Here is a 13,913-nt window from a genome sequence, read left to right as displayed (position 1 = left end):
GCATCGCGCCGCCGGTTCCTCTAGTCGAGAGTGATGTTGAAGGTGGACGTGCTGCCATCCGCAGCGGTCAGGGTGACCGGCCCGAACGTGATGATCACGATGGAGTTGCCACCCGGGCCCCGATAGAAGCCGGTCGCCCTAGTGATCCGGACGGCCAGAGCCGCGAGAGTTGCCGCCGCCTGCTCGTCGGCATCGACCTTCGGTTGGGCCAGAGCGTGGTGGCCATGGGCTTCCGCCCAGTCCCGCACGCTTCGAGCGTCGCGGCTCATCTCCGGGAGGATGCTCTCGTTCGCCCAGGCCCACAGCCACGAGCTTGACGAGGGGCTGAAGCTGGCCAGGATCTGCGCGGGCGCCGTCGCGGTCTTGTCAGGGAAGGTCCACGTGATAAGGCCGGTCTTCTGGTCCAGGCCCCAGCGGTCCGCCGAGCCTAGCCCCCAGGACACGTGCGCGCGAGTCAGCTGGTCGATGATGTCTTCGCCCTGCAGCAGCAGCGTGCTCAGGTCAGTCGGATCCACTCCCTGAGCAGGGCTTTCCGGCTTGCCGGCCCGCTTGAACAATCCCATGCCGCAAAGTCTGCCAGAAGCCGCTGCCCAGCCGGCGACCCCCTCTGCCCAGATGCCGCGCCAGCCGACCAGGTGGGGAATTACGTGACCGGAAGCCTGGGGAAATACGTGAACGTCCACAGCGCGATCGACTCGGTGAACATGTGGGCCTGAAGGGGGGACCTGACAGGTCCGGATCCTCACCGACGCCCACCGGGCGGGGGTCGGCGTGGGCCAGGCCGTCCCGCCGTCACCGCGGCCGCCCGGCGGGTTCCCGCACCCGCTCTGGCCGCCACCACCCGAGAGCCTGCCCCTCTCGCCGCCGCGCCTGCTGCTGCGCTGCGGGTGCGGGAGGCCGCCGATTCGTTGGCTGCGCCCGCGAGCACGGACGCGTAGCGCTCCTGGGGCCCCTGACCGCCCCCGCGACCTCGACTTCGGTGACCGCGCCCGGGCCCTGGAGCTGAGGGTGCACCCGGCCGCGCGTTCCCAGATGGTGTCGCTGGTCATGGACATCCTGCCGGAGCGGGAAGCGAGTCTCCTGGTCGGCTCGCGCCAGTGGCCGCTGCTGGCCGCCCGCATGCAGAAGATCGGCGAGAGCGGCAGCACACACCGTCGCCCGGCACCTGAAGCGCCTGACGGCAGACACCTCCTGGAAGCAGGCCACCGGCACGGCCCTGGAGGGCCGCGTCGTGGACGCGGCCCTCCGCTCCCTGACCACGCCGCCGTCCGCGTCGCCCGCGTCCGTTTCCCGGCTGTGGGTCTCCCCGATGGCGGCCCGCTCCCGCTCCACCGCTGGACAGACGCCACCGCAGCGGCCGCGGCTTGAGCGCGGGCCGCGGGGACTCAATGCCAGCAGGACGGCCGGACGCGGAGCAGTTCGGTCCGCAGCACGGGTGTGCCGTCTACCGGTGCCGGCTCTTCCGCGGTCGGCTCGATTCCTCCGGCGGCGGTTTTGTCGAGAGTTGCCAGGCCGTCGGGGCCGACCGTGCCGAACACCGTGTAGTTCGGGCGCAGTGCGGAGTCGCCGTAGACGACGAAGAACTGTGAGCCGTTCGTGTCCGGACCGGCGTTGGCCATCGCGAGCAGGCCGCGCCCGTACAGGCGGCGCGCGCCGGTCGGATCGGTCGGTGCGGGTGGCAGATCCACCGGTAGCTCGTCCTTGTACTTGTACCCGGGCCCTCCCTCACCGGTACCGGTCGGGTCGCCACACTGCAGGACCTTCAGCGTCGGATATGCCGTTAGACGGTGGCACACCGTTCGGTCGTAGAACCCATGCCGTGCCAGGTGCAGGAAACTCTGGACCGTGCACGGCGCCTTGGCCTGGTCCAAACGCAGCGGGAGCGGTCCCTGGCTGGTCGGAACAGCCATGTCAACCGTGCCACGGCTAGGGGTGCGCCGCGGGTCAGGCGGCAGCGGAACATGACGCGCGGGTGGCTCGTCCGGGGTCTGTGTGTACTGGCAAGGGCCGTGCGTGGTGCGCGGCGGAGCGCCGTCGGAAGCGGTGGCGGCACTTCCCCCGGACACAACTAACGTCACGGCCGCAAATGCGCTGATCAGTGCTCGGTTCATCTTGCGCGCCCTCCTGATGATCGCCAGGTCTTGGAGCGGTCGCAGTCTAGGGCGTGGTGCGGTCGGCGGGAATGGGTAGCGACAGGAGGTCGGCGAGGGGCCTGGTCCTCGACGGCGAGCTCATCGTCTGGGACACCGCGGTCGGCCGGCTGTTGTTCCAGGCGTTGCAGCGCCGGGCCGCCACTCGCGCCCGAGGCGCCCTGACCCTGGCCGCCCGATGGTCGGCCTTTTTCGTCGCCTTCCGAGGTGGGATGGATCGCACGCATGAGCCGGGGGCGCAGACCTTTCAGCTGTTTGGAGTCCGGCAGTTCCTGCCGCCGGGCATCCGCGCCGACGGCGTTCCTGAGGCTCTTGGTCACGTGGAGGACCAGGTCGCGTTGGAGGAACCTGAGCGCCTTGTCCCGCAACCACAGCTTCGGAAACAGCCCTTACTGATCTTTTCGTAAGTTCGGCGGGTGTAGTGGGTGGATGGTCAGGCCGGTGTGGGCGAGGAAGGACCATGGCAGTTGTGGGTTGTGGTTGATGCGGTGGATGCCTTGCTCGGTGGCGTCGGCGACATCGGCGAGGTGGTCGCCGGCGAGGTTGGCGAGTTCACGTTTCTTGAGTGAGGACCACAGCAGCTCCACCGGGTTCAGCTCGGGCGCGTAGGCGGGTAATCGCTCCAGGGTGAGCCAGTCCTGGCCAGCGACCCAAGCCCGCATCGACCGGCTCCAATGGGCGGACAGGCCGTCCCAGACCAGGACCACCCGCTCGCCGCGGTAGAACGCCTTCATCTGCTCCAGGACCTCGATGAGGGCGGCGGTGTCGTAGCTTCCGGGCTTGAGATGGAAGCACAGGCGGGCCCCTCGATCGGGGTCGGTGGAGTGGTATCCCAGAGCCCCGGCCATCGACGCCCGCTTCCAGTTCAGCCGGTGCCGCAGCAGTGGGGTCCGACCTCGGGGTGCGTAGGTGCGGCGGATCTGAGGCAGCAGGGAGATGCCTGATTCGTCGAGGAACACGATCCAGGCACGTGTGTTCACGGCCCCTTTTTGATGCGCGGCCACTCGTGCGCGATCCAGCGGGCGATCTCCGACTCGTCCCTCTCGACCGCCCGCCGCTCGGGCCGCTGCAGACTCCATCCGAGCCGGCCGGTCAGCAACCGCCACACCGACGCCCTCGACAGCACCACTCCCGTCACCCGCTCAACGACGGCGCCAACTCGCTCCAGGGTCCATAGGTCGGCCTCGAAACCATGGGCCTGGGCACCCTGCTCCAACGCGGCCCGGACGGTCTCGACCTGGGCGTCGTCCAGCTTGGGCGGGCGACCGGTGGCCGCACGCCGACGCAAGGCCGAAGCACCACCTTCCTCCCACGCCCGCCGCCATCGCCGCACGCTCTCGGCGCACACCCCCACCGCCCGCGCGATCTCCGCATTCGAGACACCGTCCTCGAACAACTCGACCGCCCGAACACGACGCGCCTCCGCCAACTGAGGCCGCAGCAACGGAGGAAGGGAGGCGCCAGCCGTAGTACGCCCCACCAAGAGCCGTAGGGGCCAGCCATCTGAATGGCGGCTGCCCCGAAGAAGATGGCGAAGCAGCCGCTCCCCGCCGGGCCGACGGAGACGTTCTGCTGCTTTGGGTTGCGTGCGCGCTGTGCCACTCTTCGACGACGCTGTACCTCGTTCACTGTTGGGCTCGGTGCTCGGCGGCCGTCCGGCGACGGCAGCAAGGCGTCGTCGACGCAGAGGAGTACTTTCCGGTCCTTCTCAGGTATCTCCGGATCGACGACAGCGCGGTTCTCGGGCTTTGGCATGTTCCCCCCAGGTCTGTGCCTAGCGTGATCATAAAGACGGTTCGGTGTTCTCAGGCAGCGCCGCAGGGGCGGCTGTTCCAGAATGCTCGTCGTCGACGCGCTCCAGGCCGCGGTCGCGGCCCGCGGCGGCAACGTCGCCGTAGTGATCTTCCATGCGGACCGCGGACCGCAATGTACGTCCGCCCGGGTCCGCGACCGGCATGGCATCCGCAGGAGCATGGGCAGGGTCGGCTCGAGTTACGACAACGCCCTGGCCGAGTGCTTCTGGCAGGGACTGAAGAGAGAAGCGGTGCACCGGAAACGGTTCACGACGATGCGGCAGGCGCGGCTGGAGATATTCCAGTGGCTCACCTACTCCAACGCCCGCCGACGCCACAGCGCGCTCGCCTACCTCTCCCCGATGGAGTTCGAACAACACCAGCACAGGTCAGCCAAACTCTCACTCGCAGCATGAACCCCTGTGTCCACACTCCAGGGGTCACCTCACTCGCCGCCGAAACCCCCTGAGAGGGCGTCTTGGATGCGCCACCAGCGGTCGGTCTGGCCGCACTGGCTGGCGAGCTCCTTCGATCTGGGCCTGTCCCCGTCCGCGTTGTGCTGGATCCACTCCAGCACCCTCCGGACGTCCAGGATCGACTCCCGGGAGGGGCCTGCCTCACGCAACTGCGAAGGTGCGTGTCATATGCGGACACTCACGGGCCTGCGTTGCCCGACGACCGGACGGCGCTCCATGCGTCGTATCCGCCGTAGGGCCAACGGCCGTGCGTCACCTGGGACTTTCCTCGGCGGCGTCCCGGGAGTGTTCACCCGTCGCTCGCGCACGCAACCGGAGGGGGGACGTTATCCGCCCGGCCTATGGACAGCACTCCGCGGCCCGCGGAGGATCGCACCACCTGGTAGCCGGTCGCCGCCATCGAGCGCCGACAGCCATCTGCGCACCGGCCGACGACCGCACCCGCACTTCATCGCATCCGCACCTTGAGCAAGGAGCGTCATGTCTGCCCAAAGCGGAAAGGCCGCGGGTGACCCACCCGCCGTCGCACCCACTCCAGGCGATGCCAAAGTCGCCACGGACTACCTGCGCATCTTCGGTTATCTCCCCGAGGACGTCCCGCTCGCGAGCGACGCCGGACGCGCCGCATTACGCGCCTCACAGGCCATGGCACTGCTGCCGACCACGGGCGTCGTCGACGAGGCCACCCGCAAGGTCTTCGAGCAGCCCCGCTGCGGGTTCCCGGACCGGCAGGGCACCGAGGAGCCGGGTCAGGCCAAGTTGCCCGGCGGCGTCGGCGAGTTCGTCGCGTTCGGCACCGTCTGGGACCATGCGGTGATCACCTACCGCATCAACAACCTCAGCCCCGATTTCGACGGGGCCCGGCAGCGGACCCTCATCCGCGAGGCCTGGGCACGCTGGGCGGCGGTCGTCCCGCTGGTCTTCGAGGAGACCACCGCGACGCCCGACGTCGAGATCAGGTTCGCCACGGGTACGCACGGCGACGGTTCGCCCTTCGACGGCCCGGGCAACGTTCTCGCCCATGCCTTCTTCCCGCCGCCCAACGGCGGCGCCCTCGCCGGGGACGCCCACTTCGACGAGGACGAGCGCTGGCAGGATGGCATCCGGGCCGGCGGCTTCGACCTGTTCACGGTCGCCGTCCACGAGTTCGGGCACTCGCTCGGCCTGAACCACACCTCCGTGCCGAACTCGACGATGAACCCGTTCTATCCCACGCCCAGCACACCGGCGACGGATGACCGGGCCGGCGTACGGAACATCTACCGGCGCCACATCTGGGCCTCGTCCCTCTACCGAGACGTACTGGGCCGTCGGTTCGACAACAACGGCTTGGACTACTGGGTACGCAAGCTGTTCTCCAACACGAGCGTCGACCAGGTCGCCCGCGCCTTCCTGTACTCGCTGGAGAACTCGGGCCGCCTGGCCACCGACCTGTACTTCACGCTCCTCGACCGCGCCCCCGAGCCGGCCGGCCTGAATCACTGGCGCACCCAGCTAGCCGGTGGCCTCGGCCGTCAGGCCGCGATCGTCGCCTTCCTGGACAGCGCCGAGTACCGCGGCAAGTATCCGGCGAACGACGCCTTCATCGACTCGCTGTACCGTCGGCTGCTACGCCGCCCGCCGGACGCCGGCGGCTTCCAGTACTGGAAGTCCGCGATGACGGGCGGGATGAGCCGCTACGAGGTGGCCCGTGGCTTCGTCCTGTCCGACGAGTACTGCCGGGCCTACGCCCGCAGCCTCTACCTGCGCTACCTGCGTCGCGAACCGGAACAGGGGGGCTGGGACGGCTGGACCGGCCGGCTCAAGGCGGGCCTGAACCACCAGGACGCCGAAACCGGCTTCGCCGCCTCGCCCGAGTACCAGAACGCCGTCGTCAACTGGTGGTGACGCACACCCTGAGACCGTAGGACTGTCGGCTTGCCCGTCCACCGGTGTCGTACCGGGCAAGTCGACAGTCGCCGCGTTCGGCTGTCCGGTCGAAGCAATGAGGTGACCTGGGTCCCAGCTACGGGCTCGTCGGACCCGGCCTGACCAAGGGCGTGGACGAGGAGAAGCTGACGGCGGACGCGCTGTGGGAGGCGGTGACTGGCAAGCCGGGCACCCAGACCTGGTACGAGTCCGTGCACATCACCTGGCGCAGTCCGGAGGCGGAAGCTGCCCGCAAGGCCGAGAACGAGCGGATCTACGCTCCGCGGCGCGAGCGTGCCGAGAAGGCGAAGACGGAGCGGGCCACCGAGGCGCAGGTGAAGTACCTGACCACGCTCGCGGAGAAGGTCGGCAAGCATCCTGCCCGGGTCATGACCGGTGCCGCGTGGCCGAAGCGGCCGGAGCACAGTGGAGTACGCGGTGGTCAGCCCGGTGGCATCGGCAAGACCTGCCAGCAACCGTGCCCCGGCATGACTGGCCACCCCCGAACCATCGGTACTGACGTGAACCGTGGGACGCAAGACAGCCTGCACGTAGAAGGTGCCCTCCGCTTGGATCGACAGAGCCTGTCAGCAAGGTTCATCATCCCAGGTCAGGAAGGCACTTTCGCGTTTCCGCCTCGACAGCAGCCACACCCAAGCGAAACCGCGAGGCTGGCTTTCAGTAAACCCCGTCATCAGCCGCCATCGGATCTGATTGGATCCGCGCTGCCGACAAGGGCTGTGGGTCATGCAGGGGACTCGCCGGTCGTCGGCGTCGCGGTGCGGGCCGTTGGCACGATACGACGGCTCGCGGGTGTGGGGATGATGATGTTGCGCATGAGGAGGAGCGCCGCGAGGGCGAGCAATCCGGCGATGGCACCGCTCCAGGCGATGGTGGATCCGATCGCGGACGCGGGAGTGGCGTGATGGCTCATCAGGGACTGGCCACTTGCCAGACCGAATGCGCCGCCGATCTGCTTGGTGAGGGTGGAGCCTGCGGTGGCGGTGCCCATGTCGGCGTGCGGGACGCAGTTCTGGGTCGCGATGGTGATGCCGCCCATGGCCGGTCCGGTGCCCAGTCCGGCGATGAGCAGCCATACGCACGTCCACGTCGGCGGTGTCGTGGTGTCCAGGGCGAAGAAGGCGGATGTGCCGAGGGCGAGCAGCCCGGCGCCGGCCAGGAGCGCGGGCTTTGTTTGTCCGCTGCGCAGGACGGCGGTGGCGGTGAGCCGATTGCCCAGCACCATGCCGATGAGCAGGGGGAGGAGCAGGAGGCCGGAGACAGTGGCCGAGTGGCCGCGAACGTACTGGAAGTACAGCGGTAGGAAGACTCCGACCGGCAGCGCGGCGACCTGGAAGAAGAAGCCGGCGGCCAGTAGGGCACTGTAGGTGCGGTGTTGGAACAGTCGCATGGGCAGTACGGGGACGGCCGCGCGCCGCTCGACGGGAACGAGCAGGGCGAGCAGAGCCAGGCCGCTGAGCAGGCACCCCGCGACGGCGGGGTCGGTCCAGGACGGGGGGTGCCCGGCGGCGGTGTTGCCTTTGAGGCTGAGGCCGGTCAGAGCCAGGGAGAGACCGGCGGCGAGCAGCGCGATCCCTGCCACGTCGAGGCGGCCGGATGGCGCCGTAGTGGGGCGGTGGTCGGGCAGGAACCGGGCCAGGACGGCCGAGGCGACGAGGCCGATGGGGAGGTTGAGCCAGAACGCCCAGCGCCAGCCGGCGTGGTCGGCCAGCAGCCCGCCGATGATCGGACCGCCCACCATGCCGAGCACCATCATCGTGGCCAGGACCGTCTGCATCCGGATGAGGCCCAGCGTCCGGGAGGGCGGATGGAGGTCGCGGATCAGGGTCATGCCGAGGGCGAGCAGGGCTCCGGCACCCAGACCCTGCACGGCACGGGAGGCGATCAGCACCGTCATGGACCCGGCCAGGCCGCAGGCGAGCGAGGCGACCAGGAACACGGTGAGTCCGCCGAGCAGTAACCGGCGGCGGCCGTACAGGTCGGAGAAGCGGCCGTAGACCGGGACGCTGACCGAGGAGGCGAGCAGGTAGGCGGTGACGAGCCAGACGTACCAGGAACCGTCACCGCCGATCTGCTCGACGATGCGCGGCAGGGCGGTGCCGACCACGGTTCCGTCAAGCATGGCCAGGAAGGCGCAGCCCAGTAGGCCAAACGTGATCGCCGTCCGGCGCCGGGGCGCGAGCGCGTCGTACGCATCAATTGTGGTCACCGGGCCTCCCCCGGGGTGGTGAGCGCGCCGTTGAGGAAGAGGTCCACCAGTTCTTCGGTAGTCAGTGGATCCGGGGCGCCGGGGCGGCCGGCAGACATGAGCATGAGCTGGAAGGCGTCCGCGAGCCGTTCCGGGGCCAGCCGCAGGGAGTTCTGGTCGGGGCCGAACAGGGCGGCCAGGGCCGCGCGGGGCGCTGCGAGGCTCGCTTCGCGATCCGGGGAACGGCCGTCCTTGCCGGAATTGGCAGGTGCAGGGCGTTCGAGTCGCCCGGCCGACGCGAGGGCGCCGACCACGGCGCCCATGCGCGTCATGTAGCCGCGCATCACCTCGGCCGCCTCGGTGAGCCGGGCCGCCAGTGGCTGGTCCAGTGCGATCGATTCCAGGTGGGCGAGGGTGTCGTCGGGACGTACCGCCTCGGCCATGCAGGCCGCGAGCAGGGCGTCCTTGTCGGCGAAGGCCCGGAAGATCGTTCCCTCTCCAATGCCTGCCGCGCGCGCGATCTTTGCTGTGGACACAGATGCGCCGTACTCGATGACGAGGGGGAGGGCCGCGGCGACGATCATCGCGCGGCGCTGGTCGGGTTCCATGGGCGCCGCACGGCGCCGGGAGGGAGTGGGAGAGGTCTCTGTCATACCTTCAACCGTACGGAGTGAGTACTCACTCCGTCAATGCTTCTGGTCGGCGGACCGTGGGTCATTCGTCGGCGCCGTCGTCCTCGTCGAGACCGGCGGCCCCGGGTCGCGCAGCGGGCGCAGGCCTCCGTCGAACAGGGTGGAGGCGCGGAAGCCGTAGCGGCCGAGCATGTCGAGGTTGGCGTGCTTGAGCGGGGAGACGCGGGCGACGTCCTCGTCCAGGGCGTCGTGCTCGCGCTCCTCGGCGGGCAGGGTCCGCAACTCCTCGACTGCGGCGTCGAGATAGCGGGTCGTCCACAGCACGGCGGCATTCAGCACGAGACCGAGGGCGCCGAGTTGGTTCCCCTGGCCCGTCTTGTACGCCTGCATGATCTGCCCGCGCTTGCCGTGGCGGATGTCCCGGGCGAGTTTGTGTGTGTGGACTCCTGCACGGTGAGCTGCCGGTTCATCTGCCGCCGGTCGGTGTCGTCGACGGGATCGACCACACGCAGCAGATGCAGGGTTCTGGCGATCCGTCCGTACTCCGCGAACGCGGTGCCCAGCGGAGTAGGGCGTCCCTCGCGGCCGAACATCCGCAGCAGGTTGTACGCCCGTACCCGCCCGGTGACCAGGGAGCCGACTACTCGCACCTGCGTACCTGCCCTCCGCTTTGGAGTCAGCGCGCTCGGTTGAAGGCTCCGATCTCAGCTGTGCCAAGCCGGTAGCCGTCGGACGCGTCCACGAGCAGGGTGGGTGCGTCGAGGGAGATGTCGACGAACTCCTCGGGGCTGTAGGCACCTGCGTCGATGTCGGTGAGGAGCTGCCTGTCGCCGTGGGCGGTACGATGCCGGTCCGAGTCGGCGTGCTCGGTAACGCGTTCGATGGTGGTCGGTGTTGAGGTGGTGCAACGGATGATCCGCAGGTCGGCGATCTTCGTGAGGGGTTCGAGGCCGGGATCCAGCGTCGGTCCTGGTAGGCGGCCTCGGCGACGACGGTGACGCCAGCCTCGAGGAGTACGCCGAGGGTGTGAAGAAGGCGTGCATGGCTGGGATGTTGAGGGGGTCGTCCCCATCAGGCTGGTAGGCCACGGTGCTCATGACCAAGGTGGCGAGGAGTTCGTGGCGATCTGGCGGGCCGAAGACGTGATCAGCGTGGAAGCCGACCGCTATGAGGGCTTCGTCCCGTATCTCGACCCCGCTACCGGCTGGTCTAAGGCTGAGGTCTGCGGCCGAGCGGGCGCCTTCACTCAGGGCTTCTTCATGGAGCCCAGTCCCGGGTATGAGTGATACCCCATCAAATCTCGCGCCCTCGAAGGCCCCTGGAACGCCCTCCACTGGGCAGATCCTGGGTGATGGCCACTGGCTGCCGAGTCTCGCGCCATTGGTTCGGCAGTGATCTCCCTGATTGTGTAGTTGCGGGCGCATGTTCGGGCGGGGCGGTGCCGATAGCAAAGGCGAGACCGCGAATCTCAGAGGGGCCTCGCCGTTCTGGTTGCGACCGTCGGGCCCCGGTGGACCACTACCAGGGGCCGGTGGCCTGCTGGGCGTAGTCCCAGAAGCGCCACGACCAGTAGCCAGCCTTCGCGAGTGCGCCACCATCATCGGAATGATGAGGAACGCCCAGGCCCACCACGGGTACGGCGGGCGGAAGAAGTGGCACATGGGCACCTCCCTCGCGGAGCGCTTTCCGCAGCCTCTCCCACACGCGGAGAGCCGTCACGCCAGCCTCTTCGAGCCGGTCAGCGTGACCGCCGCACTTGTGATTCTGAGGTCAGCTTCCGGGGGCGTGGGCTTCGTCGTTGATGTCGCTGATCAGCCAGGCGAGCATCGCGGGGGTGGCGTCGAAGTGGCCGCCGTGCCCGGCATCGGCTTGCCTGATCAGCGTCGCGGTCGGCATGCGTGCAGCGAGCCACTCGCCGTGCGCAGGGGGCACCAGAGTGTCGAGGCCACCGTGCCACATCCGCGTCGGAACTGTGATGTCTGCCGGGTTGAACCCCCATTCCGTGCCGAAGATGGCGGTGACGTCGTCCGCCCAGCCGTCCAGCCCCGGTCGGACCGCTTCGGCGAACGCCGGGCCCATCATCGCGCTGATCTCCGGCCGCGAAACGACCGCCTGTTCGATCTCCGGCAGCGTCGGGAAACCGGCCGTTCCGAGATTTGCCAGGTGTTCCGCGACGGCCTGCCTTCCGGCCAGCGCCACAGCGGCGCTGCGGCGGTTTCCCTCGCTCATGCCGGCGGTCCAGTCCAGCCCAGCCGCGTCACGCGGCGCCGGGCTCGCCAGCGCCCCCAGCCGGGTCACTCTTTCGGGATACCGGGCCGCGAAAGCCATGGCATGCGGGCCGCCCCCGGACACCCCGAACACCGCGAGGCGGTGCAGGCCGAGTGCGGCGGTGATGGCGGCGACATCAGCGGCGGCATCGATGACCCGACGCCCTGGGTTCCGCGTGGAGCCCCCGAACCCGGGCCGGTCATAGGTGATCAGCCGAACACCGAGCTCGTGGAACAGGGAATCGTTCGGGTATCGGGCCAGTCGGCTCATCGGGGTGCCGTGCAGGTAGACCACCGGTATCCCAGTGGGGTCCCCCCATTCCTCCACCGCCAACGTCCGATAGTCGTCCGTGATTAACTCGCGCATGGCGGCAAAACTAGTCGCGGCCCCGATCGACGGCCAAGGCTTTTCATTCACAGCGCAACATCGACGTAACGCCGGATATATCACGCCGCGGTGAGTCGGCCTGGACAGCGGGAGGCGGCGTAGCAGCAGTTGCCGCAGTGCTACGCCGCGTCTGTGTGAATGCGCGGGTGGCGGTACCGGGTGGGCGTCACCGCTGGCACACCCGGACGCGAAGCGCTCCTGGGGCCCCTGGCCGAGGGCATGGACGTCCCCCCGGACCTCGACCTCAACAACCGGGCCCGCGCCCTGAAGCAGCTGAAGGTGCACCCGGCCACGTACTCCCGGGTGGTGTCGATGCTCCGGGAGGGGGCGCTGCGTGTCTTGTCCGCCATCAGAACGGTCTTTGCTGGCAAGCGGTGTTCTGCCCGATACCCGGCTGCACCCTGTCGGGGCGGCATCCCTTCGCGCCGTCGGCTGGCCCCATGCAGGCGGGGGCAGTCCGGGGTCTGGCCTGTGGCGCTAGGCCAGGTGCTTCTTCGGCCTGGGTTGGGCGTCGAGAAGTGCCCACCAGGCGTGGCCGTCGTGGTCGGTGTGGGTGCCGCAGGCGTCGACGGTGCGCAGCACCGCCACCTCCGCCGGGACGGGTCCCGCATCGTGGTGTTCGTCGGTCTGGTGGTTGAGGACCATGATCAGGATCTTGTCGTCCTGGTCGGCGAGGTGGATGCTGACGCGTTTGCCGCCGGCTGCCACGGCCGTGTGGACCAGGCCGTGGACCGTCTTGAGGAAGTCGTGCTCGTCCAGCAGCGGGTAGTCCCACTCGGCAACGGCCAGCGCAGCCTGTGCGGCGGCCTTCTTGGCCGCCCACTGGTCCGCGCGGAAGGCCAGCACCCTGGCCCGCCGGCTCGTGACGACCAGCCGGGGCGGCACCCCGGTGAGGGATTTCGGCTTCGTCGCCGGCTGCGGCCGCGGCGGCTCCACAGGCTTCTTCTGCGGCGGCGGCGACTTCGGAGGAAAACTTGGCGGAACCTTCGGACCCCTGGCTTCCACAACCTCGCTCATACCCCACTACGCTACGCCCGTTGACCACCGCAGTGCACAGGCATCGACCACAGCGGTTCACCGTACTCGTGCGAGCAGTCCCCGCTGGGGCCGCGATCGTGGAGACCGGTGAGCGTCTGATTAGGCGGGCGGTGGCGGCGGAGGGCCGTCCGGAAGGGCCGGGTTCTCCGGGTGACGTACGTCGCCGCTGCCGAGCCGGACGCGGGCTCGGACCCGCATCGGCTCGTCGCCGCGCCGGGACAGCAGGACCAGCTCGTCGACCCGGGCCGTCATGGGGCCGAGGAGGGCCTCCGCCTTGCGGGCGAGGGAGTGCGGGTTCGGAGTACGGCCGAGGGACAGGTGCGGGGTGAAGCCGTGCGAGTGCGATGCGCAGAGCGGGAAGCGAAGCTCGAGGGACTCCCGCAGCCGCTCCCAGGGCTCGGGGTCGGCGGCGGCCGGGTTGAGCCAGACGGTGGCGCCCTCGCGGTGTCCGAACCAGTGGACGCCCGCCAGGCGGGCGGTGAACGGCGGCGTCTCGGCGAGCGCCGCGGCGACCAGCGGCAGGGCCCGGGCGAACTCGGCCTCGGGGACGAAACCGAAGAACACGTTGACGTGCGGCGGCCAGCGGCGGATCTGCCGGTCGTGTTCGCGGCGAATGTGCTGGATCGGCGGCCACAACTCCGCCGGCGGCAGCCAGGCGACGGAGGTGCGGTTCGTCGACGGGACGGCGAGGACGTCGCCGGGGGCCGGGACCGGCACGGGACCGACCGGCTCGACGAGGGCTTCTTCGAGCCGCTCGATGCCGGAGGCGCGGTCCCAGACGACCTGTCCGTCCGCCTCGAAGAACACCACCCGGTGCCAGGGGACCTCCCCGCCCGGCACGAAGTCGCCGAGCAGGACCCGCTTCGGCGGAGCCCCGCGCTCGGCGATCCCCATCACGAACCGCTCGGGGTCGAAGCGCGGGTCCCAGATCACCCGGTGGTAGATCTCGTTACTCGTGTGCACGTCAGCACCTGCCCTCGACTATCAGGGTGACGCGAGCCCGGTCGGCCCTGCAAGTCAGCGCCCGGCCCGCCCACGTCGCTGCGAGGACT

General features: G+C 69.4%; 11 protein-coding genes and 2 pseudogenes. 3 read left to right on the top strand and 10 right to left on the bottom strand.

Going from position 1 to position 13,913, the window contains the following annotated elements; genetic code table 11:
* Positions 1–20 precede the first annotated feature (20 nt).
* The 4 genes from OG386_RS01730 to OG386_RS46770 all read right to left on the bottom strand — a co-directional run bounded on the left by OG386_RS01730 (position 21) and on the right by OG386_RS46770 (position 3,630).
* Complete coding sequence (locus OG386_RS01730; protein WP_328786400.1) at positions 21–563, bottom strand: DUF6882 domain-containing protein; 543 nt, start codon at positions 561–563, stop codon at positions 21–23.
* Positions 564–1,385: 822 nt separating this feature from the next.
* A complete protein-coding gene (locus tag OG386_RS01725) occupies positions 1,386–1,910 on the bottom strand; it encodes a peptidylprolyl isomerase (protein ID WP_328786399.1) in 525 nt (174 codons plus the stop codon).
* 629 nt (positions 1,911–2,539) lie between these two features.
* Positions 2,540–3,130: an IS630 family transposase gene (locus OG386_RS01720; RefSeq protein WP_328786398.1), complete on the bottom strand. Its 591-nt coding sequence runs from the start codon at positions 3,128–3,130 to the stop codon at positions 2,540–2,542.
* Positions 3,127–3,630, bottom strand: coding sequence for a winged helix-turn-helix domain-containing protein (locus OG386_RS46770; protein WP_405790908.1), 504 nt, complete (start codon positions 3,628–3,630; stop codon positions 3,127–3,129). Before OG386_RS46770 ends, OG386_RS01720 begins: the two co-directional genes overlap by 4 nt.
* A gap of 360 nt (positions 3,631–3,990) precedes the next feature.
* Here OG386_RS46770 and OG386_RS01710 point away from each other — a divergent pair.
* Both OG386_RS01710 and OG386_RS01705 read left to right on the top strand, forming a co-directional pair.
* Positions 3,991–4,359: pseudogene (locus OG386_RS01710) on the top strand (integrase core domain-containing protein); the annotation flags it as partial.
* 540 nt (positions 4,360–4,899) lie between these two features.
* Entirely contained in the window at positions 4,900–6,306 is a 1,407-nt protein-coding gene (locus OG386_RS01705; RefSeq protein WP_328786396.1) for a matrixin family metalloprotease, read from the top strand.
* Between the two features lie 766 nt (positions 6,307–7,072).
* Here the strand turns inward: OG386_RS01705 and OG386_RS01695 are convergent.
* The 3 genes and pseudogenes from OG386_RS01695 to OG386_RS01685 all read right to left on the bottom strand — a co-directional run.
* Positions 7,073–8,557: an MFS transporter gene (locus tag OG386_RS01695; protein WP_328786395.1), complete on the bottom strand. Its 1,485-nt coding sequence runs from the start codon at positions 8,555–8,557 to the stop codon at positions 7,073–7,075.
* Positions 8,554–9,189: a TetR/AcrR family transcriptional regulator gene (locus OG386_RS01690; protein WP_328786394.1), complete on the bottom strand. Its 636-nt coding sequence runs from the start codon at positions 9,187–9,189 to the stop codon at positions 8,554–8,556. Before OG386_RS01690 ends, OG386_RS01695 begins: the two co-directional genes overlap by 4 nt.
* A gap of 61 nt (positions 9,190–9,250) precedes the next feature.
* Positions 9,251–9,815: pseudogene (locus OG386_RS01685) on the bottom strand (Tn3 family transposase); the annotation flags it as partial.
* Positions 9,816–10,205: 390 nt separating this feature from the next.
* Between OG386_RS01685 and OG386_RS01680 the strand changes: the two are divergent.
* Complete coding sequence (locus OG386_RS01680) at positions 10,206–10,454, top strand: hypothetical protein (RefSeq protein ID WP_328786393.1); 249 nt, start codon at positions 10,206–10,208, stop codon at positions 10,452–10,454.
* Between the two features lie 484 nt (positions 10,455–10,938).
* Here the strand turns inward: OG386_RS01680 and OG386_RS01675 are convergent, their stop codons facing one another.
* From OG386_RS01675 to OG386_RS01665, 3 genes are all read right to left on the bottom strand, one after another.
* Positions 10,939–11,853, bottom strand: a complete 915-nt coding sequence (locus tag OG386_RS01675; RefSeq protein WP_328786392.1) for an alpha/beta fold hydrolase — start codon at positions 11,851–11,853, stop codon at positions 10,939–10,941.
* Between the two features lie 447 nt (positions 11,854–12,300).
* Positions 12,301–12,759 carry a hypothetical protein gene (locus tag OG386_RS01670; RefSeq protein ID WP_328786391.1) on the bottom strand — a complete coding sequence of 153 codons (459 nt, stop codon included), beginning with the start codon at positions 12,757–12,759 and terminating at the stop codon, positions 12,301–12,303.
* Between the two features lie 201 nt (positions 12,760–12,960).
* Positions 12,961–13,824 (bottom strand): RNA repair domain-containing protein, encoded by an 864-nt coding sequence (locus tag OG386_RS01665; RefSeq protein ID WP_328786390.1) that lies wholly within the window; start codon positions 13,822–13,824, stop codon positions 12,961–12,963.
* Between the last annotated feature and the right edge of the window lie 89 nt (positions 13,825–13,913).

Origin of the sequence: Streptomyces sp. NBC_00273, assembly GCF_036178145.1 — a bacterium.
In the GTDB taxonomy this organism is placed as follows: Bacteria; Actinomycetota; Actinomycetes; order Streptomycetales; family Streptomycetaceae; genus Streptomyces.
This window is presented reverse-complemented; position numbering and strand designations above follow the sequence as displayed.

Excerpts from the sequence above, each read along its gene's own strand:
- OG386_RS01690 (WP_328786394.1), bottom strand. The coding sequence starts at position 9,189 with ATGACAGAGACCTCTCCCACTCCCTCCCGGCGCCGTGCGGCGCCCATG.
- OG386_RS01730 (WP_328786400.1), bottom strand. The coding sequence starts at position 563 with ATGGGATTGTTCAAGCGGGCCGGCAAGCCGGAAAGCCCTGCTCAGGGA.
- OG386_RS01705 (WP_328786396.1), top strand. The coding sequence starts at position 4,900 with ATGTCTGCCCAAAGCGGAAAGGCCGCGGGTGACCCACCCGCCGTCGCA.
- OG386_RS01725 (WP_328786399.1), bottom strand. The coding sequence starts at position 1,910 with ATGGCTGTTCCGACCAGCCAGGGACCGCTCCCGCTGCGTTTGGACCAG.